Source organism: Chloroflexus sp. MS-G (assembly GCF_000735195.1).
Taxonomy (GTDB): domain Bacteria; phylum Chloroflexota; class Chloroflexia; order Chloroflexales; family Chloroflexaceae; genus Chloroflexus.
Genome location: NZ_JPIM01000017.1, coordinates 21,641 through 45,341, shown reverse-complemented (window position 1 = coordinate 45,341; position 23,701 = coordinate 21,641). Strand labels below are relative to the sequence as shown.

At 53.4% G+C, this 23,701-nt stretch carries 16 protein-coding genes; 11 read left to right on the top strand and 5 right to left on the bottom strand.

What is annotated here, in order from left to right:
- The first annotated feature begins 667 nt into the window (after positions 1–667).
- The 10 genes from JE47_RS0104980 (at position 668) to JE47_RS0104935 (ending at position 14,317) form a co-directional block, all read left to right on the top strand.
- A complete protein-coding gene (locus tag JE47_RS0104980; protein WP_031458691.1) occupies positions 668–1,528 on the top strand; it encodes a DnaJ C-terminal domain-containing protein in 861 nt (286 codons plus the stop codon).
- Positions 1,529–1,958: 430 nt separating this feature from the next.
- Positions 1,959–6,560, top strand: coding sequence for a glutamate synthase large subunit (gene gltB, locus JE47_RS0104975; protein WP_031458690.1), 4,602 nt, complete (start codon positions 1,959–1,961; stop codon positions 6,558–6,560).
- 157 nt (positions 6,561–6,717) lie between these two features.
- Positions 6,718–6,867: a hypothetical protein gene (locus JE47_RS21930; protein WP_173424543.1), complete on the top strand. Its 150-nt coding sequence runs from the start codon at positions 6,718–6,720 to the stop codon at positions 6,865–6,867.
- Between the two features lie 62 nt (positions 6,868–6,929).
- Entirely contained in the window at positions 6,930–8,429 is a 1,500-nt protein-coding gene (locus JE47_RS0104965; RefSeq protein ID WP_031458689.1) for a sugar transferase, read from the top strand.
- Positions 8,429–9,913, top strand: a complete 1,485-nt coding sequence (locus JE47_RS0104960; RefSeq protein ID WP_035419025.1) for an O-antigen ligase family protein — start codon at positions 8,429–8,431, stop codon at positions 9,911–9,913. The genes JE47_RS0104965 and JE47_RS0104960 overlap by 1 nt, the downstream gene beginning before the upstream one ends.
- Positions 9,910–10,872 (top strand): NAD-dependent epimerase/dehydratase family protein, encoded by a 963-nt coding sequence (locus JE47_RS0104955; protein ID WP_031458687.1) that lies wholly within the window; start codon positions 9,910–9,912, stop codon positions 10,870–10,872. The genes JE47_RS0104960 and JE47_RS0104955 overlap by 4 nt, the downstream gene beginning before the upstream one ends.
- Positions 10,873–10,908: 36 nt before the next feature.
- Positions 10,909–12,015, top strand: a complete 1,107-nt coding sequence (locus JE47_RS0104950) for a lysylphosphatidylglycerol synthase transmembrane domain-containing protein (protein WP_236631135.1) — start codon at positions 10,909–10,911, stop codon at positions 12,013–12,015.
- 3 nt (positions 12,016–12,018) lie between these two features.
- Positions 12,019–13,173 carry a glycosyltransferase family 4 protein gene (locus JE47_RS0104945; RefSeq protein ID WP_031458685.1) on the top strand — a complete coding sequence of 385 codons (1,155 nt, stop codon included), beginning with the start codon at positions 12,019–12,021 and terminating at the stop codon, positions 13,171–13,173.
- A gap of 11 nt (positions 13,174–13,184) precedes the next feature.
- Complete coding sequence (locus JE47_RS0104940) at positions 13,185–13,826, top strand: phosphatase PAP2 family protein (RefSeq protein ID WP_031458684.1); 642 nt, start codon at positions 13,185–13,187, stop codon at positions 13,824–13,826.
- Between the two features lie 275 nt (positions 13,827–14,101).
- Positions 14,102–14,317: a helix-turn-helix domain-containing protein gene (locus JE47_RS0104935; protein ID WP_031458683.1), complete on the top strand. Its 216-nt coding sequence runs from the start codon at positions 14,102–14,104 to the stop codon at positions 14,315–14,317.
- A 719-nt stretch (positions 14,318–15,036) separates the two neighbouring features.
- Here JE47_RS0104935 and JE47_RS0104930 read toward each other — a convergent pair.
- The 3 genes from JE47_RS0104930 to JE47_RS21270 form a co-directional block, all read right to left on the bottom strand.
- Positions 15,037–15,999 carry a sortase gene (locus JE47_RS0104930; protein ID WP_031458682.1) on the bottom strand — a complete coding sequence of 321 codons (963 nt, stop codon included), beginning with the start codon at positions 15,997–15,999 and terminating at the stop codon, positions 15,037–15,039.
- A 319-nt stretch (positions 16,000–16,318) separates the two neighbouring features.
- The gene (locus JE47_RS0104925) at positions 16,319–16,807 is read right to left on the bottom strand and encodes a plastocyanin/azurin family copper-binding protein (RefSeq protein ID WP_031458681.1); all 489 of its coding nucleotides are present in this window, start codon (positions 16,805–16,807) and stop codon (positions 16,319–16,321) included.
- A gap of 117 nt (positions 16,808–16,924) precedes the next feature.
- On the bottom strand, positions 16,925–18,229 hold the full coding sequence (locus JE47_RS21270) for a pseudouridine synthase (RefSeq protein WP_081909992.1): 1,305 nt from the start codon (positions 18,227–18,229) through the stop codon (positions 16,925–16,927).
- A gap of 135 nt (positions 18,230–18,364) precedes the next feature.
- Here JE47_RS21270 and JE47_RS0104915 point away from each other — a divergent pair, with 135 nt between their 5' ends.
- Positions 18,365–21,781, top strand: coding sequence for an adenylate/guanylate cyclase domain-containing protein (locus JE47_RS0104915; protein WP_031458679.1), 3,417 nt, complete (start codon positions 18,365–18,367; stop codon positions 21,779–21,781).
- Positions 21,782–22,252: 471 nt separating this feature from the next.
- On the opposite strand, the gene JE47_RS0104910 is transcribed toward JE47_RS0104915, so the two are convergent.
- Both JE47_RS0104910 and JE47_RS0104905 read right to left on the bottom strand, forming a co-directional pair.
- Entirely contained in the window at positions 22,253–22,744 is a 492-nt protein-coding gene (locus tag JE47_RS0104910; protein ID WP_035419022.1) for a septum formation initiator family protein, read from the bottom strand.
- Between the two features lie 73 nt (positions 22,745–22,817).
- The gene (locus tag JE47_RS0104905; protein WP_031458677.1) at positions 22,818–23,234 is read right to left on the bottom strand and encodes a bactofilin family protein; all 417 of its coding nucleotides are present in this window, start codon (positions 23,232–23,234) and stop codon (positions 22,818–22,820) included.
- Positions 23,235–23,701: the final 467 nt, after the last annotated feature.

Here is a 23,701-nt window from a genome sequence, read left to right as displayed (position 1 = left end):
TGGTGAACGAAAATGGGCATACGCATAGTACCGTAAGTTGGCGATTCTTGCAAGTAATAAGAAGCTATTTTTTCTTTCTAAGAATACTTAATGTTCACTTAACACTACTTAACAAATAATTCCCGTAAACTGGTGCTGCCCTCGGTTGCATGATGCAACTGCTTTGCTTTGCATCTTTACACCAAGAGCCTATCTAGAAAATCTTGTGTTGGGAAGCTGAAGTTCACTCAATATCGCTGCGTTTCCAGATCGTGAGTCATCCGAAAAAAAGTGTCATATTCCACTATCCTAGACCACATTTGCGCACCAGTTGTAGGAATAAGGCGATGAATCCGCCACAAAGCAGCACCGTCCTCTACCCTATCCTGGTCAATGTCGGAATGAACATCATCGGCGTATCGACAATGCTCTGGTTGCCACCCCACTGTTGAGAAAAAAGCAGCGCACTTCTTCACATGGTGCGGATGGTTTCAGCTCTTCCACTCACTCTTCTCTCCCCTCTACCTGGCACACGACCGTAGTCGCTAACCGGCAAAGAAAGTTCATACACATATCTAACACAGTCAGCCTTGACGATCCAGATAACGCTCTCTACAATCAAAAATAACCTCTTTCGCGAGGCATCGGTATCCTGCGCTTCTGCTTCTACACGACGCGGGGCATATCTATGAAGGATTATTACCAGGTATTGGGGGTAAATCGCAACGCCAGCGATGAAGAGATAAAGCAGGCCTACCGACGACTGGCCCGCAAGTATCACCCTGACGTCAATCCAGGCGATCCCAAGGCCGAAGCGCGCTTCAAGGAGATCAACGAAGCCTATCAGGTGTTATCCGACAAAGAGCAGCGCGCCAAATATGACCGCTTTGGCAGCGACTTTCGACGGTACGAGCAAACCGGCTTCGGCGGCTTCAATTATGGGAGTCAAGATTTTGCCGATCTGTTTGAAACGTTATTCGGTCAACGGCGAACAGCCGGTAGCGGCTTTTCGGTCAAGCTCGACGGCCAGGATGTTGAACAATCGGTTGAGCTAACCCTGGAAGAAGCGTATACCGGTACGCAACGCACATTGCAATTTTCTAACCCTAACGGCACACCGCGAACGATTACGGTCAAAATCCCAGCCGGGATCGATACCGGCAAGCGCGTGCGTGTTCCTGGCGAAGGCGCCCCTGGCCTAAACGGTGGTCGCCGTGGTGATCTGTATCTGGTGGTAACAGTAAAACCCCACGACCGCTTTGAACGCAAAGGAAACGATCTATACACGACGGTGCCGGTAAGTATGTACACTTTGCTCCTCGGCGGTCAAACAACGATTGCGTTGCTATCGGGTAAAACTCTAAGGTTGACCATTCCACCCCAAACGCAGAATGGGCAAGTGTTCCGCATTTCAGGGCAGGGCATGCCGTCAATGCACAGTTCTCACTTCGGTGATCTGTACGTGACCGTGAGTGCTGTTTTACCAACGAACCTCTCACCACAAGCCCGTAAGCTTGTCGAGGAATTACAACGTCTTACCGGAATGTAGGTACCTCACCACACTACAGCCTGCAACAAGTAGATCAGTTCGATCTCTATTCATGCCTTAACGTATTGCGAAACAGTTGGTACTTTCGTACAAAATTACTTGACACACTTGCCCAAGATGCTGTAGAATGCTAGATAATAATTCCACTACAACAGTGATGTTTGACGCGATCCATCGAAATGGTGATCACACCCAACGGCGTTGTGTGACACATTTCTAAGAGTATCCGAATCACATCATTAAGTAAATTAAGCACGGCTCTGTAGCCACTATTCCGTCACCGTTACCCGGTGAATGGTATCATCTTACTCTAATGTAAAGAACGAGAGTGCGCTCACCCTTCTCCTCGCAGTTGAGGAACGGTGAGCGCCTTTTTGTGTATTTCTGTATTTTGGGATTCGCTGTATTAGTAGTAACCAAGGAACGAGCAATGTACCTTCCTGCGCGAGACCCTGCCCAACTGTACGACCCGCGCTTCGAGCACGATGCATGCGGTGTCGGTTTTGTCGCCCGCGTCAATGGTCGGGACAGCCACGATATTCTTGAGCTGGCGCTCACAGCTTTGAGTCGGCTTGAACATCGCGGAGCCGTAGCCGACGATGCCCGCACTGGTGATGGTGCTGGAGTCCTGACGCAGCTTCCATACCGTTTGCTGCGTCGAGAGTTAGCCGCAGTTGGGGTATCTGTACCCGATACCGATCTCGCGCTGGGGATGCTTTTTCTCCCCACCGATCCCGACCAGTGTACCAACGCCTGTTCGCTTGTCGAACAGGCATTAGCAGCACATCACTTACCACTACTCCGCTGGCGTGAAGTACCAATTGATCCCGACGTATTGGGTGAACGCGCCCGCCGAGCCATGCCAACAATCCGCCAGATTATTGTTGGTCGGCCACAAGGACTCGATGACCAGGCCTTTGAACGCACCATCTTTCTGGCCCGGAAGATGATGGAACGGCTTTTCCGCCAGGCCAGCTTACCGGCATACATCCCGTCATTCTCATCACGTACCGTTGTATACAAAGGTCTGCTTCTCGGATCGCACTTGGCCGACTTTTACATCGATCTGCGCGATCCTGATTTTACGACCGCCATTGCCGTCTATCATCAGCGCTACAGCACCAACACCTTTCCAACCTGGGATCGGGCACAACCGTTCCGTATGCTGGCCCATAACGGTGAGATTAATACATTGCAGGGCAACGTCAATTGGATGCGTGCCCGCGAACAAGCCATTACCCTCCCAGACGATTTCTTACCCAGCGGTGCGCCATCGATGAGTGAACTGCTGCCGGTTATCGACGAGAATGGTTCCGACTCGGCTATGCTAGATAACACGCTCGAATTACTGGTGATGGCCGGGCGAGATATTCGGCATGCAACGGCTATGCTGGTACCCGAAGCCTGGGAAAAGGTACCTGACATCGATCCCGATCTGCGGGCATTTTATCAGTATCACTCTTGTCTGATCGAACCGTGGGACGGCCCGGCCGCCCTAGCATTTTCCGACGGGATTATTGTTGGTACCGCCCTTGACCGTAACGGTTTGCGTCCAGCCCGCTACATCGTCACCGATGATGGATTGGTTGTCTCAGGTTCGGAGGTCGGTGCTGTACCTATCGCCGAAACCCGCATTGTCTGTAAAGGGAAACTCGGCCCTGGGCAGATGTTGGCAGTTGATACCAGCTCAGGAAAGATTTACACCGATAGCGAAGTCAAGGCACTCCTGGCGAAACGTCGCCCTTACACCGAATGGCTTAAAGATCATTTGTGTTATTTACCTTCAAATCTCCCTACACCGGCGGCTGAAAATGAAGAGGATTTGCAACCACTACAGATGGCGTTTGGCTACACCTCTGAAGAGCTGAATGTCATTCTCAAGCCTATGGGAATGACCGGTCACGAACCGGTTGGATCGATGGGTGATGACACGCCGATACCACCACTCTCGCAGTTGGAATTGGGACGACCGCTCTTCCACTTTTTCAAGCAGCGTTTTGCTGAAGTAACTAATCCTCCCATCGATCCACTGCGTGAAGAGTTGGTCATGTCGTTGAGTGTAGGCATTGGTCGTCGCCGCTCAATTCTGCTCGAAACACCAGAACACGCTCATCTGTTACAACTGACCTCTCCCATCCTGACAGATGCGCAGTTGGCGGCAATTCGCACGCACAGCGATCCACTGCTGCGTTCGGTAACGATCAGTCTTCTCTTCTCTGCGCAGCATATCAATGCAGAAAGTCTGTTGCAGGCTCTCGATCGAGTGTGCGCCGAGGCAGCGACGGCCGTTCAGGAGGGGGCAGCCATTATCATTCTGAGCGACCGTGGGCTTGACGCTGATCACGCAGCGCTACCAATTCTATTGGCCACCGGTGCCGTTCACCATCATCTCATCCGTACCGGTCTACGCTCACGGGTCAGTCTACTGGTCGAAACCGGTGAAGCCCGCGAAGTACATCATATGGCGACCCTGATCGGCTATGGCGCCGAGGCGATCAATCCCTACCTGGCACTGCTCAGTGTGCGCCGGATTGCTCTTGAACGGGATGCAGTGCGGCAGCGGGCCGAGCATGGTGTCGGCCATTATACCGATGATCTACGCACCTCTGCACTCGCCGAAGAGGCCGAGCACCACTACATTCACGCTCTAGAAAAGGGCCTGCTCAAGATTATGTCGAAAATGGGCATTTCAACCCTCGACAGTTATTGTGGTGCTCAAATCTTCGAGGCGTTAGGGTTAGCTCACGATGTCGTCGAACGATGCTTCACCGGTACTCCATCACGAGTGGGAGGTGTCTCGTTTAGCCGTATTGCTCGTGATCTGGCCGTCCGCCATGCCCGTGCATTCCAGACCGGTCGGGTCAGTCTGCCACATCCCGGCTTCTACAAATTCAAGAAGGATGGCGAATACCACGCCTTTAGCCCAGCCGTGGTTCACGCGCTTCACAAGGCGGTACGCAACCCCCATGCGCTCAATGGTGATAGCACTGGCCCATCGCTGAGTAGTGAAGGCTACGCCACATACCGGGCTTATGCCGATCTGGTTAACAACCGGCCCCCAACCGAGCCGCGTGACCTGCTAGAGTTTATACCGGCTGGCCCACCAGTACCGATTGATGAAGTGGAACCCATTGAGTCAATTGTAAAGCGATTTTCGACGGCGGCGATGAGCCATGGCTCGACTAGCTCTGAAGCCCACGAGACATTGTCAATCGCGATGAACCGCCTGGGTGCAATGGCAAATAGCGGTGAAGGTGGTGAAGCACCAGAACGCTACCACGATGAACGTAATTCGCGGATCAAGCAGGTGGCATCGGGTCGTTTTGGGGTAACGCCGGCGTATCTGGCCAGTGCCAGTGAGTTGCAGATCAAGATGGCGCAGGGCGCCAAACCAGGTGAAGGTGGTCAGTTGCCCGGCCATAAGGTCAATGAAGAGATTGCCCGGATTCGCCATACGGTGCCCGGCGTGGCGCTGATTAGCCCACCACCCCATCACGACATTTACAGTATCGAAGACCTGGCACAACTGATCTATGACCTCAAGCAGGTCAATCCCAACGCTCGCGTTTCAGTCAAGCTGGTAGCGACATCCGGCGTCGGCACCATTGCTGCCGGTGTAGCCAAAGGATATGCCGACACTATTCTGATCAGTGGTCATGCCGGAGGCACCGGCGCATCACCGTTGAGCAGCATTAAGAATGCCGGTATCCCATGGGAATTAGGTCTGGCTGAAACCCAACAGACACTCATCATGAATGGTCTCCGCGAGCGAGTCCGGCTCCGGGCTGATGGTGGGTTGAAGACAGGCCGTGATGTAGTTGTAGCAGCTCTCCTTGGCGCCGATGAGTTCTCTTTCGGTACCGCAGCACTGGTCGCCGAGGGATGTATTATGGCCCGTGCCTGTCACAATAATACTTGTCCGGTTGGTATTGCCACCCAGCGCAGTGATCTGCGGGCAAAATTCCCCGGCAAACCAGAGATGGTGATGGCCTTCTTCCGATACCTGGCTCAGGAAGTTCGCGAGATTCTGGCCGGCCTTGGGCTGCGATCACTTGACGAGGCTGTTGGTCGGACAGACCTGCTCCGTCAGCGCAAGACTAACATTGAAGCGGCTGATGCACTCGATATGACACCTGTTCTCGGTGCAGCAGCGTTGATTGGCAAAGGTCCTATTCGCCACGGCGGAAAACCCAACGCACTTCCACCTGAGCAGAGTTTGAACGATCAGATTATGATCGACGCTGCCGACGCATTAGCGGCTAGTGGCCCGGTACGGCTCCGCTACACGATTAACAATTGTGACCGTTCGGTCGGCGCACGATTGGCCGGTGCAATCGGGCAGCTCTACGGCGATAAAGGACTACCACCCGATACCATCACCATCACCTTCTACGGCCATGCTGGGCAGAGCTTTGGGGCATTCAACGCTCCTGGCGTCTCGCTCCACCTCATCGGCGATGCCAACGACTATGTCGGAAAGGGGATGGCAGGCGGACTGATCACTATCGCACCATCGCCCGAGGCCCAATACGTCTGGCACGAGAACGTGATCGCCGGGAATACTCTGCTCTACGGCGCTACCGGTGGTGAATTCTATGCCGCTGGTCGGGTAGGAGAGCGCTTTGCCGTGCGAAATTCCGGCGCAACGGCCGTCGTCGAAGGCGTTGGCGACCACGGCTGCGAGTATATGACCGGCGGGGTCGTTGTTGTGCTCGGCCCAACCGGACGCAACTTCGGCGCTGGTATGACTGGCGGTGTAGCCTATGTGCTCGATGAAGCAGGTACGTTTGCCCAGCGCTACAATCCACAACTGGTCGAGCTTCGACCGCTCAGCGACCGGGATGAAAAACGGGTACGTGAGTTGATCCGCCGCCATGTTGCACTGACAAAAAGCCCACGCGGTAGTGAAATTCTGGCCCGCTGGGATCACTACCGTACCTGTTTCCTGAAGGTCAAACCACGCGACGCGGTAGCTCAAATCGAGGCTGCTGCCGAAGGTACCGAAGAGCCTGCGGCTGCTCGTGCGGCATAATCCACCATCACTAACGATAGACGGGACAGAAAAGCTGTCCCGTCTATCAGCTTTTTATCAGCTTACAAGACCGGCAGATTATGGTAAGATAGAGCGCTGCGTCATGATGCGCAGTCACAATTGTGTGGAAAGAACAGAAGAGGGAGAAGAGCCGCGTATGCTCTGGATAAGCCTGATTGCTCTCATGCTACTTATTGCAGCCTCGCCAGGTATTATGCTCTACATCGAACATCGCCGGTCAGTCGCCAATCATCGTGATCCGGCACGAGACTCTCACCCCTATCATCATGACATTACCTCACCGTAAATAGTTGCACTGGGAACCAGGTATGTCATTGTTGATGGTTAAACAGGCAGACAGACTTGCGCATGATTGAACATCCACCAGCATCAGAGCGTGCGTCACGAACGAGCCGACAACGTTTGCGCCGCAAGCAGCGTTGGACGGCCGTCGGTATGTTTTTGATCGATCAGATGCTCATCTTTGCCGGTTTCGGCATAGCATACCTGCTACGCTATCAGGTAAGCTGGCCGGTGCCATTTGATCGGATTATCGCCGAAGTTGCTACTGAGAACCTGGTTCCCTTCAGTGCGTTTCTACCGATTGTCTTCATTCTTCAGGCCCTCCTGAGTTTACGCTTTATCGGCAGCGGATTTTATCGTCCCAGCCGTCGCATGACCCTGCTCGACGAGACCACTGCCATCGCCGGGAGTGTGATTACAATGATCGCACTGCTGATGGTGGTGGTCTTTCTGTACCGGCCTTTCTTCTACTCTCGCTTAATCTTTGCGTTTGCTGCCATCACCATCATCGGCTTGTTGTTGAGCTGGCGTCTGTTGCTCATTGGCATCCGTCACTGGTTTTGGTCTCGTGGTCTTGGCCGTGAACGAGTACTGGTGGTAGGGGGCACTGGTCTCGGTCAGTTGGTCATGCAATCACTGACTGCTTCACCGGGTATCGGTTATACGCTTGTTGGCTATCTAAGCGATCAGCCAATTATTGCCGGTAATCGAGCACGTGTCTTTCAATACCTCGGTGATCTCGACGATTTTGAAACCGTCGTCCTCCAACAGGACATTCAACATGTCATCATTGCCCTACCATTTTGGGAATACGAACGATTACCCGAATTGGCCGCCCGCTGCCAGCAACTCGACGTTGAATATCAGATAGCCCCCGACATATACCAGCTCAGCTTCGACCGCGTTGACATTATGCACTTGAGCGGTATCCCCCTGCTCCAACCAAAAGCGGTTCAACTTCAAGGCCTGAACCTGGCCCTAAAACGAATCTTCGATCTGTTAGCTGTGTTGATCAGTTTACCGATCACGATTCCGCTAGCAATTATTATTGCGTTTCTGATCTGGTTTGACTCTGGGCATCCAATTATCTTTCGCCAGCAACGGGTTGGCAAAAACGGGAAACTCTTCACCTGCTACAAGTTTCGCACCATGGTGCCTGATGCTGAACAACGGCGCAAGGAATTGCTTCACTACAATGAAGCTGATGGCCCCTTGTTCAAGATACGCGCCGATCCACGGGTAACGCGGATCGGGCGCTGGCTACGGCGCACCAGCCTTGATGAACTACCGCAACTGTATAATGTACTCCGCGGTGATATGAGTCTGATCGGCCCACGACCTGCATTACCGGAGGAGGTGGCTCGCTACGAACCCTGGCATCATCGCCGATTGGCAGTACTTCCCGGGTTGGCATGCCTTCCGCAAGCGCTGGGACGTAGTGAAATCTCCTTTGACGAGCAGGTGCGGCTTGATATTTACTACGCCGAGAACTGGTCATTGAGTCTCGATTTCCGCATCTTGATGATGGTCATTCCGGCAATTCTGTCCGGTCGTGGTGCCTGGTAATGCAGTTGTTTTCGATAGCGTATCGAGCAGATCAACGATGGATATGGCTGATCGGCGCGGGGTTAGCAGGTCTGCTCCTCGCCTTCACCCCGCCGCTGGTGGCAGCGAGCTGGCTGCTGAGTATTACCGCTCTGGGATTAGCAATCTGTGATCCGGTCTGGCCTGTTGCACTGGCCGTCCTCTCTGTTCCCTTTCAGCAATTAGTCACGCTCCCTGGCGGGCTGAGTGTCACGCAGGCCTGTTTGATCGTGGTGCTGCTGAGTCTGTTCAGGCAGCTCAGCCAACCCTGGCCTGCCCTGAAACCTCCTGGTATTGCGCTGGTGATCTTTATCTGGATGCTGGCGCTCTCGGCGGCTACAACACCACTGAGTCGGAGCGAAGCCTTAAAAGAGACGCTGCGTTGGACAACGGTACTGCTGATCTATACGGCAACTGTTTGGGTGCTTCAAGACCCATCGCGCATATCCTGGCGTCGGAAGGTATTGATCACCTGTTTACTGGTCGCGCCTAGCATCACGGCATTGATTGGTATTGGACAGTTTCTCACCGGAATCGGGCCTGAAAGTTTTGCCATCGCAGGGGGCAGAGTACGGGCATACGGTACTATCGGGCAACCCAATTCGTTTGCCGGCTACATGAATCAGGCATGGCCGCTGGCGGTCGGGATGATCGTGGCTCTGATTGAAACCCGCCGCCGTTCTGCTCAATTCTGGCCTATTCTTTTTGCCCTGTGCATTGCCGCTGGGAGCCTACTTGGTGGGCTGCTCACGAGTTTTTCGCGCGGTGGATGGGTTGGCGCCCTGATCGGTGGGCTGATAACGGCTATCGTCTTTGCCGGACGCTACGGACGCACGATGGTTATCCGCACCGGAATAACCGTATTGCTGATAAGCATAAGTAGCATTCTGTTGCTGCAAAGTGGGATTCTGCCACCAGCATTGAGCAATCGCATTACGTCAATCACCGATAATTTGCGCCTATTCGATCCCCGTCATGTTGAAATTACACCCTCAAACTTCGCCATTGTCGAACGGATGGCTCACCTGCATGCGGCATGGCGGATGCTCCAGGAACGACCACTCTTGGGGATTGGGCCTGGCAATTTTAGTATCGCCTACGAGCGCCCGACCTACAGTGGATCAACCCCGACCTGGATCAAGCCATGGTATCATTCTCGAGGTCATGCCCACAACTACTACCTGCACATCGCCGCTGAGAGTGGTCTTATCGGTTTCAGCGCATATTGGGGCTTTATCGGCAGCATCTGGTATTGTATCATCCGAGCAGCACAACAAACGCATCATGCATTGATCCGCGGAATCATCCTTGGTGGAACAGGTGTAGTGGGTGCACTGAACGGTCACAATCTCTTTGAGAATTTGCACGTCTTAAATATGGGTATTCAATTCGGTGTTGTGATCGCTTTGCTGGCAACACTTGATACGGGCAACACCATACTACCAAAACCCAAAGAGGAGTTATGACTTATCTCGTCACCGGTGCAGCCGGTTTTATCGGAAGCCATCTGGTTGATCGCTTACTGGCACGTGGTGAGCAGGTAATCGGTCTGGATAATTTCACCGATTACTACAGCCCCCACCGTAAGCGTCGTAACCTCATGGGGGCGATGCAACAACCTGGATTTACCCTCATCGAAGGTGATATCCGCGACGCCGATACGGTAGCGATGATCTTTGCCCGTTATCGACCACGGTTTGTCGTTCACCTGGCAGCAATGCCCGGTCCCCGCCCCTCAATCGCCAATCCACAGCTCTACGAAGCCGTGAATATCGGTGGGAGCCTGGTCATTCTTGATCAGGCCTGGCGCGCTGGAGTTGAAAATCTGATCCTGGCGTCAACGTCATCGGTGTACGGTAAGACCAATCGCGTCCCGTTTCGCGAAGATGACACGACCGACCGACCTCTGTCACCGTATGCTGCAACGAAAAAAGCAGCTGAGGTGCTGGCCTATACCTTTCATAGCCTGTACGGGGTACCAACCAGCGTCGTGCGCTTTTTTACCGTCTATGGACCCCGAGGCCGCCCTGATATGACCCCATACCTGTTTGTCGAACGCATGGTGCGCGGTCAGCCCATTACGCTGTTCAATGGTGGCGAAAAGCTCTTCCGTGACTACACTTACATCGATGACATTATCAGTGGTGTTATTCATGCACTTGACCGACCGCATGCCTACGAAATATTCAATCTTGGCCACTCACAACCGGTCGAAATGTGTCATTTTGTCACGCTGCTTGAACAGATTACCGGCTATCCGGCCCGGATCGAGATCAAGCCATTACCGGCCACCGAACCACCGATCACCTATGCCGATACAACGAAAGCTCACCAACTTCTCGGCTTTTCGCCAACCGTCGCTATTGAAGAGGGGCTAAGCCGGTTTTGGGAGTGGTATTGCATGGAATGCGCACAGGACACCTGATCGGGTTGCACATGTGTGGTACCATCGAGTACGATTATGTCAGAAGTGAACGAAACGCCTGACAGGTTCGGGAAGGCTAACCTGACTATGAGCGATCAACCAACACCGGTCTCCGGAACACCTGAAGATAGTAGAAAGCATGATGGTGATCGAGAAACGTTTTCGCTTGGTCAGCGTCTGCGCCAGCCACGAACATTAATCTCCTTCGGGATCGCAATTGCTATCATTGTCTTTGCGGTGCGCAGCCTCGATATTGACCTAGCAGCGACCTGGCAGTATATGCGCTCGGCCAATCCGTGGCTGCTCGGTACTGGTTTGATCGTCTTTTACCTCACCTTCCCGCTACGTGCACTCCGTTGGCGCATGCTCTTGATCAATGCTGGCGTACTGGTAGAGCGTGGCCGCCATTCGTGGGCGTCATTGCCCGCGCTGATCGAATATATCTATCTTTCGTGGTTCGCGAACTGTATCGTGCCGGCAAAATTAGGTGATGCGTACCGCGGCTATTTATTGAAACATAATGGCAATGTTTCGTTTTCGGCGACGTTTGGGACGATTTTTGCCGAACGCTTGCTCGACATGATCGGTCTGTTCAGCTTACTCGTCCTTTCTGGCTTTCTCACGTTTGGCCCTCATATGCCTGAAGGCACGCAGATCGTCTTCGGATTCGGCGGTTTGCTTGTTGTCATTATTATCGGCGGGCTGATCGGTATGCGCTGGCTTGGCCCGCAAATCCGTTGGTTCATTCCGCGTCGTCTGCACCGCGTGTACGGTAACTTCGAGCACTCGGCTCTGACATCGTTTACCCCTGCCATCTTACCGCGGCTGTTTGTGCTCACCGCTGCAATCTGGACGCTCGAAGGATTTCGGCTCTGGTTTGTCATTCAGTCACTCGATCATACCGGCCTCAACTTAACCCTGGCTGCGATCATCTTTGTCGCCCTGGCCTCATCGCTGCTGACCGCACTGCCCATTACACCGGCTGGATTGGGGGTGGTAGAAGGAACGATTACGGTCGTGTTGACACTGTTTGGGATCGCGGCTAGTTTAGGCAGTGCTGTTACGCTGCTAGACCGACTGATCAACTTTTGGAGCATCGTGATTTTTGGCTTCATCCTCTACCTGTTTAGCCGACGAAAATAAGCCATGCGCATCGGTGTCGATTATACAGCGGGCATCTGGCAGGGCGCCGGAATAGGGCGGTATACTCGTGAATTGGTCCGTGCAGCCGCTCAGTCTGATCCCGAACTCTCATTTCAGCTCTTCTATGCGGCTACCGGTCTTGATCAGCAAGGACCATTTGTTCACTACGCGCAACAACTCGCAGCCACGTATCACAATATCAGATTACGACCGCTCCCGATCACTCCACGACTCCTGACCATTCTCTGGCAACGTGTACGTTTACCACTTCGGATTGAATGGCTGATCGGACCGCTCGATGTGGTGCATGCCCCCGATTTCGTATTACCACCGACCCAGGCACGTACCCTTCTTACCATCCACGATCTGACCTTTCTGGTCGAACCAGGCTGCGCCGAGCCAAAGCTCCGTCGCTACCTGAGTACCGCCGTCCCACGATCACTCCAACGGGCCGATCTGATCGTTGTTGACTCAAAAGCAACGGCTAGCGATCTTGGTCGTCTGTACGGCATTCCCAACCGGCGCATCCGCTTACTCTACCCGGCAGTTGATACGCGCTTTCGCCCCATACCAACAGCCGAGGCACAGGCGGTTCGTCAACGCCTGGGCTTACCCGAACATTTTTTGCTCTTCGTCGGCACGCTCGAACCACGCAAGAACCTGGTACGACTGTTACAAGCTTTTACGCTGCTGCAATCAGAACATCCCGACCTGCACCTGCTGATTGCCGGAAAGCGCGGCTGGCTCTACGACGACATTTTTGCCACCGTTGAACAATGCCATTTGCGTGACCGTGTTCACTTCCTCGACTTTGTTGCTGATGAAGATTTACCGGCATTGTATAATTTAGCTAGAGCCTTCGTATATCCATCGCTATACGAAGGATTTGGCTTCCCGGTTCTTGAAGCACTTGCCTGTGGAACACCGGTAGTGACAACGAAAGTTTCGAGCTTACCTGAAGTGACCGGATCGGCTGCCGTATTCGTCGATCCACTCGATCCAGAGGATATTGCTGCTGGCATCCGTACTGCGCTGAGCAACCCGATGCCACTACGCACCGCCGGCCCACAACAGGCAGCATTGTTCCGCTGGGAGCAAGCTGGCCAAACGCTTGTCGCTATTTATCGTGAGCTTGTAACAATAAAGCAGGCTCGCTGAGGGTTATGTATATGATGCAATCGAACGATCTGACCGCCGAAGCACTGAGTCGAGGCGCAATACCAGGGCGAGGATACGCTATCGCCCGCCGGATTTCACAAATATTACATCCGGTACCACTTGGCATCGTAAGTATTTTTATCGTCGGGGTCTTTGGTAGCGACAACCGTATCAACGGGCTATGGTGGTCACTCCTCTGCGCCCTGCTCCACGTCGTGCCGCCAACCATCTTTTTCAATATTCGCTTGCAGCAGGGGGCTTATAGCGACGATGACATTTCAGTGCGCACTCAACGCAACGAACTGTACCTGTTTGGAATGGTCAATGTCTTGATTGGCACAGTCATTCTCTGGGCACTGCACGCCCCATTACCGCTGCTAGCCATGCTTGTATCAGTTGCGGTGATGAATTTCCTTTCGTTTCTGATCAACCTCTTCTGGAAAATTAGCATTCACTCGGCCAGTATCGGCTCGTGTGCTACGCTGGCAAGCATTTACCTGCCCGCGCTTGGTGGCGTGTGTTGGGCGGCAGCTATTGTGTTGGGATGGGCGCGATTACGCACCCGCAACCACACCCTGATGCAGGTCATTGCCGGTATCAGTCTGGCGGTAGTGTGTGTATTAGTTGTCTATCGACTCTTTGGACTGATTTAGCTTCATTGCCAGAGCACTTCTTGTCTATCAGCTACTGGTTCGTGGCACGGCTATCTGACATTATTTACGCCCCGCTGTAGGAAAGAGTAACGTTGGAATCTCCTCTCGTCTCATCTACACTCCTCGTGGTAGTGTGTCAAATGGCGCGATGGTGCAAGAGGGGTATAAGCGAAACGCCAGCGTAGCTAGATAGCCCAACATGCAGTCGCCAACTACAAGTTGTTTCATTGTGCTACACTTCACGATGGTAAGAGTAAACATCAGAAGGAGCGCCAATGGCACGCCGTGAAGGAATCAACCCCGATGCAGTCTATTCACGCGAAGAGGTTGCCCGTCTGCTAGGGGTAAGTCTAAGTACCGTAAAACGGCTGATCAGTAGCGGTCAGTTGGCAGCCAGCCGACCGGCAGGCCTCCGTCGTGTGTTTATTCGTGGTACCAGCATTTTGCAAATGCTCGAGACGACACGCATCAACGAAGAACATCGCGGCTGAAATACTTATGCAAACTTACATAATACCGGGAAGATACTGCTAATGATTGATGGCGTTGCCCGCCAACACTGGTCCTCACAACACTGAGAGGGTGATCAGAAACCTGGATTGCTCATCGAGCGCATACCATACGGGTGCGACCATTGCGTTAGGGGGCGCCCACATTCGTTCGCTCCCGCGCCGTACCTTCCCCTCCCTCGCCCTGTGGAGGAGCGGAAGGGGGTAAGGGGGAAGGTGAGGGACACCAGGCGTGCTTTGCAGCACAGGTCCGGAAACTGTCGCGGAGACGCATGCGTTACCTGCCTACGTTCCCCTGCCCATTGCCAGGGTCGAGCCACATCAAAAACCTAGGTTTTTGATCTCACTCTGAGAGATTGGCAACAACGGCGTATGCAACAATGGCGATGAGGCACGTATGCAGGATCAGGACGATCCCCAGACAAGGGGTTAAAAAGGGGGGAGAGCGATTTCAGGCATTGGACAGATATCGAGATGGGAGACGAGGCCGGAGGTGCAGCGGTGCTGCATCAGGCGCTTCTTCCATTCCCTGAGCGTGTAGCTGAATATGCCCTTGCCGACCAGGGATTGACGGAATGATTGGCTTGCTGAAGTCACGTTTCAGTGTTGTACATAACTCAACATTTTTTCAGACACACTCTGAGAGGTACGGCATTATCGTGAAAGCAAATCCTGGTAGAAGAGTATTGTACAGATGTGCTTTAAGGAGCACGCTCATCAGAGTTATCTACACTCGCAGCGGGTAACGCTCGCACAATGACACGTTGCTTGAACTTATCGGGTCCACTGGGTGGCCAGCAGGTAATCATCGTGACCACCTCATAACCGGTTGGTGCAATATAGCGAGCATTGGCTAATCGCTGCTCAGCGGGCACCCCTTCTTCATCAACGATAATCCGCTCGTGTACGATGTAGCGGTAGGGCTGACCTCGACTGTACACAATCACCTCATCGCCCGGTTGCAGGTAGAAGAGGTCTTTGAAAACCCGACCATACCCACCGACATGTCCTGCCAGTACGATATTATCGCCTTCACCGGGATTAGCCGATCCACGATGCTGACCAACCGCAAACTCAGCGACCTGCCAGACCGAGATCAACTGACCATTTTCTTCCACTGTCTCCCATCCCACTTCGATCACCTTCGAGTCGACCTTAATCTTCGGTATTACCAAACGTTCAACTGTTGCTACCCATTCAGCTCGCGTCGACTCAGGCGGTTCAGAAATAAGTAAACCGCTATCAACCCCGGCAAGAGTCGTTGCCCTGTTCGTTGCCGGTATTGGCGGTAGCGTACCATCGGTTGAAGCTGGTAACGGCGTGGCAACCACTGCGTCGGACGCGGTCTCCCCTCCTGGAACAGTTGCGTTAGTCGGTACAGGGGTGGCAACCGTGATCTCAGCTAAAGGCAACAGTGGACGTGCATCGGCCGGGCGAAAGCCACTGGTGGTCAATCGTGGCGCCGGTAAAGGTGAATCACCACGGGCAGCCCAACGGTAATATTCCACTTGCAGGGTTGCAAACAACACATAGATAAGCAAACTCGCGCCGATAACCATCAGTGATGTCCCAACGAGCCATTGCCCACGACGTTTTGTCGGCACACGCCGCCAATTGATGCGATGAACAATTTGTTGACCAATAAGCGGTAGACGACGAAGCATGATCAGTGTTCCTCAGCGTTACAACTTGTTATTCAGTATATCATGTACCATCTTGTGTTACGCACAGGAACGGCGGAGGGATGTCTCTGGCAAAATCAACAATGACCTTTGAAGGAAGAACAAAACAGACTATCAACAGCCCAGGTTGTTGATGCGGCGGCTGAGTTACTCGCCACTTCAGCCGACTCTCCTGATGAGCGCTTGATCAAAACCACGAGTTTCTGATCACGCTCTTTGACCACCATATTCATACACAACATAAAATTACGGAGCACGTGTTGTCGTGCTCCGTGATTCTTCAGTATCACAGGTTAAGATATTAGTTCACCACCAACTTACCCTGCATCAGCGGGTAATGACCTGGCACGGTACAAATGTAGAGATAGGTACCGGGGGCCGGTGCCGTAAATGTCACCTCGACCGTCTCATTACCGTTGGCCAATGGTGACTCAGCAATAATATTGCTCTTGTCGGCCGGCAAGTAGTTTGCCGCCGGACCAGCAGTCAAACCAGCATTAGCAATTGCAGCAGCTTCAGCATCGCCACCCTTAATCAGAACCCAGTTGTGTTGTTGCACCGCCGAGTTGTTCTTGAAGCGGATTGTGACCGTCTGACCTGCCGCAACCTTCAGCTCTGTCTTATCAAAAGCCAGCTCTTCACCCTTTGAACCGATTTCTAAGGTGACCGGCCCACTACCAGAACCACCAGTAGCACCGCCACTGCTGCTCCCACCACCACCACAGGCTGCCAGTGCCAAAGCCATCAACGTTAAGACCACCAATGTGAGCATCCGTGACCACATCTTCATCACTCTTTTCCTTTCTTGTGGCATCTATCACAAGCATACACCCAAACATTTATACCACTATCTTGTGCTTTGTCAAGCTCATCAGTGCTACTTATCCATAGTTCATTTTGATAGGAATTATTCCTGATCTTTATCACGATGCGAGCGCCGGATGCGTTGCTGGAGATTGTTCTGAGCAGGTTCGCCTTGACGATTCGGTCGTGCAGATGATGATTTGCTGTTTGCTGGACGCTGACGCTCGTCTCGATACGTCCGCCCTGTGCTCTTCCCTGCACGACTGCGCTGTTCTTCTCGCCATTGTGACGGTGCACCCCGTTCGCCGCGTTCCTGACGTGGCGGTACTGCCCGTTCGCTGCGTTCCTGGCGTGACGATGCCCCCCGTTCGCCGCGCTCCTGGCGTGGTGGCGCTGCCCGTTCGCCGCGATCCTGGCGTGGTGGCGCTGCCCGTTCGCCGCGATCCTGGCGTGACGATGCCCCCCGTTCGCCGCGCTCCTGGCGTGGTGGCGCTGCCCGTTCACCGCGCTCCTGGCGTGGCAGTGCACCCCGTTCGCCGCGCTCCTGGCGTGGCAGTGCACCCCGTTCGCCGCGCTCCGGTCGCCTTCCTGCTGTGCGCTCATCACCACCCACAGCAATGGTAGAACGATCAGCTGGTGGTCGAACAGCCGGTGTCGTTTCGTCTGATTTTGTCGGCGGGTGCCGTCGGGCCGAGATGTAAGCACGCAGCGCGGCAACTTCTTCATCGGTCAAATAACGCCAGGATCGTGGTGGTAAGTCGCCGAGTAGCAGATTACCCTCACGTACCCGTATCAACCGTCGCACTTCATAACCGAGCAGTTTGGCAACCGCCCGAATCTGACGCTTACGCCCTTCCCGTAAGACGATCCGAACCCATACCCCCTCCGGTGCCGTCCCGATCATTTCTACCCAGGCAGGCGCTGTCATCTCACCATCGAGCAAAACACCATTACGCCAACTCCGCAACGCCTCTGGTGTCAGTGGCCGATCAAGAAGCACACGGTACTCTTTTTCAACCTCAAAGCTAGGATGGGTCAGGGCATACGCCAATTCGCCGTCGTCGGTCAGCAATATCAAACCCTCACTATCAATGTCGAGGCGCCCGACCGGAAAAACCCGTGCCGGTACATCCACTAGATCGAGCACAGTTGGACGACCATGGGTGTCTTCAGCGGTTGACACCACACCTGCCGGCTTATGAAGCATAATATAGGTACGTTTGGCCGGCATACGGATTGGCTGACCATCAACCCGTACCTCATCGTGCTCTAAATCAACCCGTGTGCCGGGCACAACCACGACACGCCCATTGACCGTTACTCGTCCGGCAGCAATGAGTGCTTCACAATCACGTCGTGAAGCAATACCTGCACTGGCCAAGACCTTTTGCAAACGTTCAGGACTCACAGATAGCCTTTCTACGTCCGAGAAGATGCGGTAGAATGACAACTCGTCGTCGCTTGACAGTATACCATACTACGTTTTACAACCCGATTTAGAGTACAATAAGAAGATAAGGCAACAGCAGCTTATTGCCAGCACATGGAACAACAAACACTTAACCAGTTATTCCGACCTTACGTCCCTGTCACCTTACGCGATGCACTTGATGCTGGAGCATTACGGGCAGGACAGGTTCAGACGTATCAGGCAACCATCCTCCACACTGATCTGAAAGGGTTCACTCGTCTCACCGCATTATTTGCCACACTTCCCGACGGAGCCGAGCAATTACACAATATTCTAAACCGCTATTTCGAGGTCATCATCGCTACGATTACTGCCAATGGCGGCGACGTCATCCACATTGCTGGCGATGCTTTGACCGCATGGTGGCCAGACATCACCGATCCCGCGCTGGCGATGCGCTGTGGTTATGTCCTCCATAATGCACTAACAACCCTCAATCCTATCTCAACTCCCGAAGGACCTTTCACGCTCGAACTTCGGGTAGGGATCAGTGTCGGGACAGTATATCTGACCCTGGTAGGGATACCCAATCAAGGTATCCACCCGATATTGATCGGTTCACCGATCAATGCCGCCAGTCTGGCCGAGCAACAGGCCAATCCGGGGCAGGTGCAGTTCTTACTGATCAATACGCAGCCAACTCCGACCATCGATTACTACCCTTCAGAAGCCCCTATCCTGCGGTGGGAACATTTTCTCCCGCCGAGTTTCGCTCGGCGTCTCCAACTCAACACTCTGGTTGCTGAATATCGGCGATGTGTTCCGGTGTTCGCAGCCTTTGATTTACCAGAATATCCGGTTGACCTGCAAGCCTTGGTTACCCAAGCACAAGCCATCACGATGCGCTGGGGAGGGTGGCTCAACGAGATCGAGCTGGGGAGCAAAGGTGCGGTTATGGTCTTCTTGTTTGGGGCACCGGTTGCTCATGGCGATGACACCAGCCGGGCGGTTGGTTGTGCGATAGAACTCCGTAATCGCGGCGTAATTCGCAAGGCAGGAATTACTGTGGGCACTCTTTTCGTCGGTGAAGTTGGGGGGCGTCTGCGACGAGTGTACACTGCGCAGGGTGAAGAAATGAATCTGGCTGCCCTGTTGATGGATCAAGCCCCAACCGGCGCGATTGTAGTCTCTGGAAGGGTACGGCAAGATATTATGGGCCGGTATCGCACCACTCAGCCGCAATTCGTGCCGATCAAGGGTTACAATCAACCCATTCCCACAGCGCTTGTTCTCAGTGAGCCAACTCTTGCTACTCAGCAAGCATTACAGGCATCGCTGGCCGCGTACACTGAGCTGATCGGGCGCGAACAGGAACGTCAGATGATAGATCGGCTTATCGCCAATGCTCCGCGCCAGGGTCAGGTCTTACTTATCGAGGGTGAAGCTGGGATTGGGAAATCGAGCCTGATTCATCATCTGAGCATCAAATGGCTTGAGCGTCGGTATCATAGCTTCCGAGGCGAGTGTCAAAGCGGGATGCAAGAGCAGCCGCTGCATCCGTGGCGGTTCATTCTCGGTGAGTTGTGTGGCATTGATGATAGCACTCCATTGCAGGCTCGATATGAACGGTTACAGCAGATGGCAACCGAATTATCCTCAGCTCTCCCCAACCACATCGCAACGCTGGCGCACCTTCTTAACATTGACGGATTTGTGCACGCAAGACGCTCAACTGATATTAGCCCTCTTGTGATTGAGCTACTGATCAATCGTCTAAAGCGAGAACCCCTCTTGATCATATTAGAGGATATTCATTGGGCCGATCCAGCGTCGCTGCAACTCCTGAACGCGATCATTGAAGCAGTGCTCCCTCACTTACCGCTGTTGATCGTCGTATCGTACCGTCCACTCGCCAATCACGTAACCCCCATCATCGAGAGCATACGTCGGCAGCCGTTTACAACCCATCATCTGCTTGAGCGATTGCCTGCGGCTGAACGCATCCATCTCATTCGTCAGTTAATCGGTGTGAAGGAGATCGATACGCCCCTGCTCCAATACCTCGAACGGTACGCTGCCGGACAACCATTCTTTATCAAAGAATATGTGCATATATTATTGCAAAAACGTCTGATCACCATTGAACAAGATACTGCCCGCTTACATGAACCCATCCCATCGCTACAACTCTCAAGCCAGGCATTGGGGATCGTACAGGCGCGAATCGATCAAATGGGTGAACGCACCCGCCTCACGTTGAAGATAGCCGCTGTCATTGGCCGGAGCTTCCCGCTGCGCTTGTTACAGCATATTCACCCCGCTCACCTTACTGAAGATGAATTGCATCAAGATATTGCCGCATTGGTTCGCGACCAGTTGATCGAACTCGAGATGAACGAACCAGAGCCGATCTATCGGTTTATCTTCGGTATCGCACACGAGGCCGCTTACCACAGCCTGCTCTTCACCCAACGTCGCGATTTGCATCAGGCAGCCCATACCTGGTATCTGACAAAGTATCAGAACGAACTCACTCAGATGAAAGCACCGTTGGCCGTATACGACGTTATGATTCACCACAGCTTACGCGCCGAAATGTGGGCCAACGCTGTCGAACACTGCTGGCAAGCGGCATTGATCTGCGTCCAACGTTCACTCTTTCAAACAGCGCTGCACTACATTGAAAAGGGAATTGCGCCGAACTATACCTCTTCTCGGCGCGCCGAACTTCTCGTTTTGCGTATCATCCTTAATGATCGGATTGGTGATCATCTACATCAGGCAGAAGATTTCCACCTGTTTAAGGGCATCTTGCCCGAACAAGAACAGCCGGTTTTGCATGCTCTGGCTTCGGTGCTGTATCTCCATCATATGCTCGTTAGCGGTCAGTTCGATCACTTCGCCACGCAACGTATCTCCACTCAGAGGCAAATCGACCGCTTAAGCCAGAATGATGCACGTGCCGGTCGCCTTTTGCAAGCCGGTCTCTGGCTCGTCAACGCCCAATATTTGGCCCTCCAGGGTCGATACAAGCAGGCAATGGCAACGCTTCACCGTATAAACCGGATCGGTAAAACGGTACCCCGCCACACATCACCACAACCGATGCTCATCGATCTGATAGCGATGGAAAGTCTCTCTGCCCAAAGTTATGAATTGCAAGGTTGGATACTCATTGAGTCCGATAATTTCCAACGAGCACAAAAGCGCTTCCAGCAGGCAATACGACTGGCACGAATGGTCAATGACCAGATCATCGAAAATCGCTCTCAGATCGGTCTGTATTATACGATGATAATGCTTGGGCAATACGATGGTATCGATCACCGACTACAGCAAGCTTTGCACATGGCCCGGTCAATCGGTGATCGGTATAGTCAAGTGCTTGGATTACGTACTCAGGCAGTTCTACACTTCAACCGCCACAACATTACCGCAGCCCGTCAACTTATCTGGCAAGCTATCGCCCTCGCCCATAGTTCACAAATAGCTGTTCTTGAAATTGTTCTGCTGAATCAGCTTGAAAAGCTAGCCCGGGCGATGCAGTAAGGTTATCTAAAAGCGTGATCAAAAACCTGGACTTTTGATGAGACTCGACAATAGTATCTGCAAACGTTGGCGGGCAACCCAGGCGTTTCCTCAATCTAAACAGGGTTTCAACGGTTTTAGCGCCTGTGCTGTGGAGCACGCCTGGGAACATGCCTGGCGCCCCTCACCTCCCCGCTTACCTCCTTCCTCTCCTACCTGGGGAGCGGAAGGGGGAAATTGGTGCTTCCTTACCATCCCCCTCGCCCTCTTCCACTCCTACGCGGGGAGAGACAGAGGGAACGTGGGGTAGCTGGAGCGAAAGAATGCTGTCAACCCCTCACACAATGATCGCACGAGTATAGTACGTCACGGTACATGCTCAATGAGAAAGCCCAGGTTTTCAATCAGGCTCTCAGATGGTGAATGACAACCGCGGGGAATAACTATAGTCCACCGCAAACCGGTAAGACAAGACACTGATATAGAGCCAGATTAGGGAAAAAACGCTTGCCACCAGCGCTGCCAGTTAGGTGCTGGCGATGGAAGCGGCGCAGGTGTCGGTACAACTGGCGATGTTAGTGATGGTACTGGCGTTGGCACTCGTTCAGGGACGATGACAATGTCGCCTTCTCGTACCAGGCCAAGATTACGAGCCCACGCTTCGGTTGCGGCATCCGACTGCTCATATTCAAGTTGCGCCGTTAAGGCCTGCATCGTGGCCTGCAATGCCTGCATCTCTACCTGCGCAGTCGCCAATTCGCGTTCAAGCGCACGAGCAATGATAATCTGATTAACCAGCGTAACGGTAATGCTCCCGATCATCACCAGCAAGACTCCCATGATCGCCAGTGAAGCCAGCGTGCGACTACCACCGGGAAAAGTTGTCTTTAACCAGCGTCGCATCCGGCCACGAAATGTGGCCCAGATCCGTCGCCAGGCAGTGAATGAATATGAGGGTTTTGGTGATGAACGGTAACGACGCATAAGAATATGTACTTGCATCAAGTAGTGATGTAGCAACTTGTGCAAGTACCCATCGCCCTACGCGATGCAATGATCACGATTCTGCGGCTGGACGTGGTGGCTCAAGTAATAACGGCTCTTCAATATTGGTCGTCATTGAACTCTGACCACGGAAGAGGCCACCTGGCTCGATATGCAGCGCAGCCGTCGTAATATCACCCCACACCTTACCGGTCGGTGAGATTTCCAACTGTTCGAGCGCCGTAATTTGTCCTTTCACCGCACCCGATACATGAACATTCCGCGCTTTAATCGTGGCAATAACCCGCCCCGTCTCGCCGATAATCAGATTGCCAACGACCTCAATATCGCCTTCCACCGCGCCATCGATGCGAACATTCCCTTCGGCATTCAAGTTGCCAATAAACCGGGTATTGGCACCGATGACCGTTTCTGTCCGCCCATTAACAATCGTCGGCGTTTGAGCGGGCTTGCGGTTTGTACCAAACATGCGCGCGATCCTCCTCCACATAACCGGCCACCTGCTTATATCAAAAGACGTTAACGAGGCCGGGAGACGACCCAATCGTTCGGGTAATCGTTGTTGACATTATAAACGATAGTCGCTGATGGGGCAACGTTCAGCAAGAACCACGCACCGTTTCAACATTTTCCCCTCTCGCAGTGGTGAAAAGAGAAAAGAACAACGAGCACAGAAGAGGTAACGTTCTGTTCTGCCAGTGGTCTGACACCATGCCCCTCGTCGGTGCACCGATTTCGTCCGTCAGCGTCTTGTAAGGGCTATTCCTCCCTGCTGTGCCGCGCCTCGGAACACGAACCGCTCACTGTCTCGGTGGGGCAGGTTCTACCCCTGCCCCTACTTGTGACATGCTAACTGATGGGATCATGTGGAAAGCAGCGCACGTCGCAGTAGCACCAACCCTCTCACCTTCGTCCCAATCCTCTTCCGCGCCCACC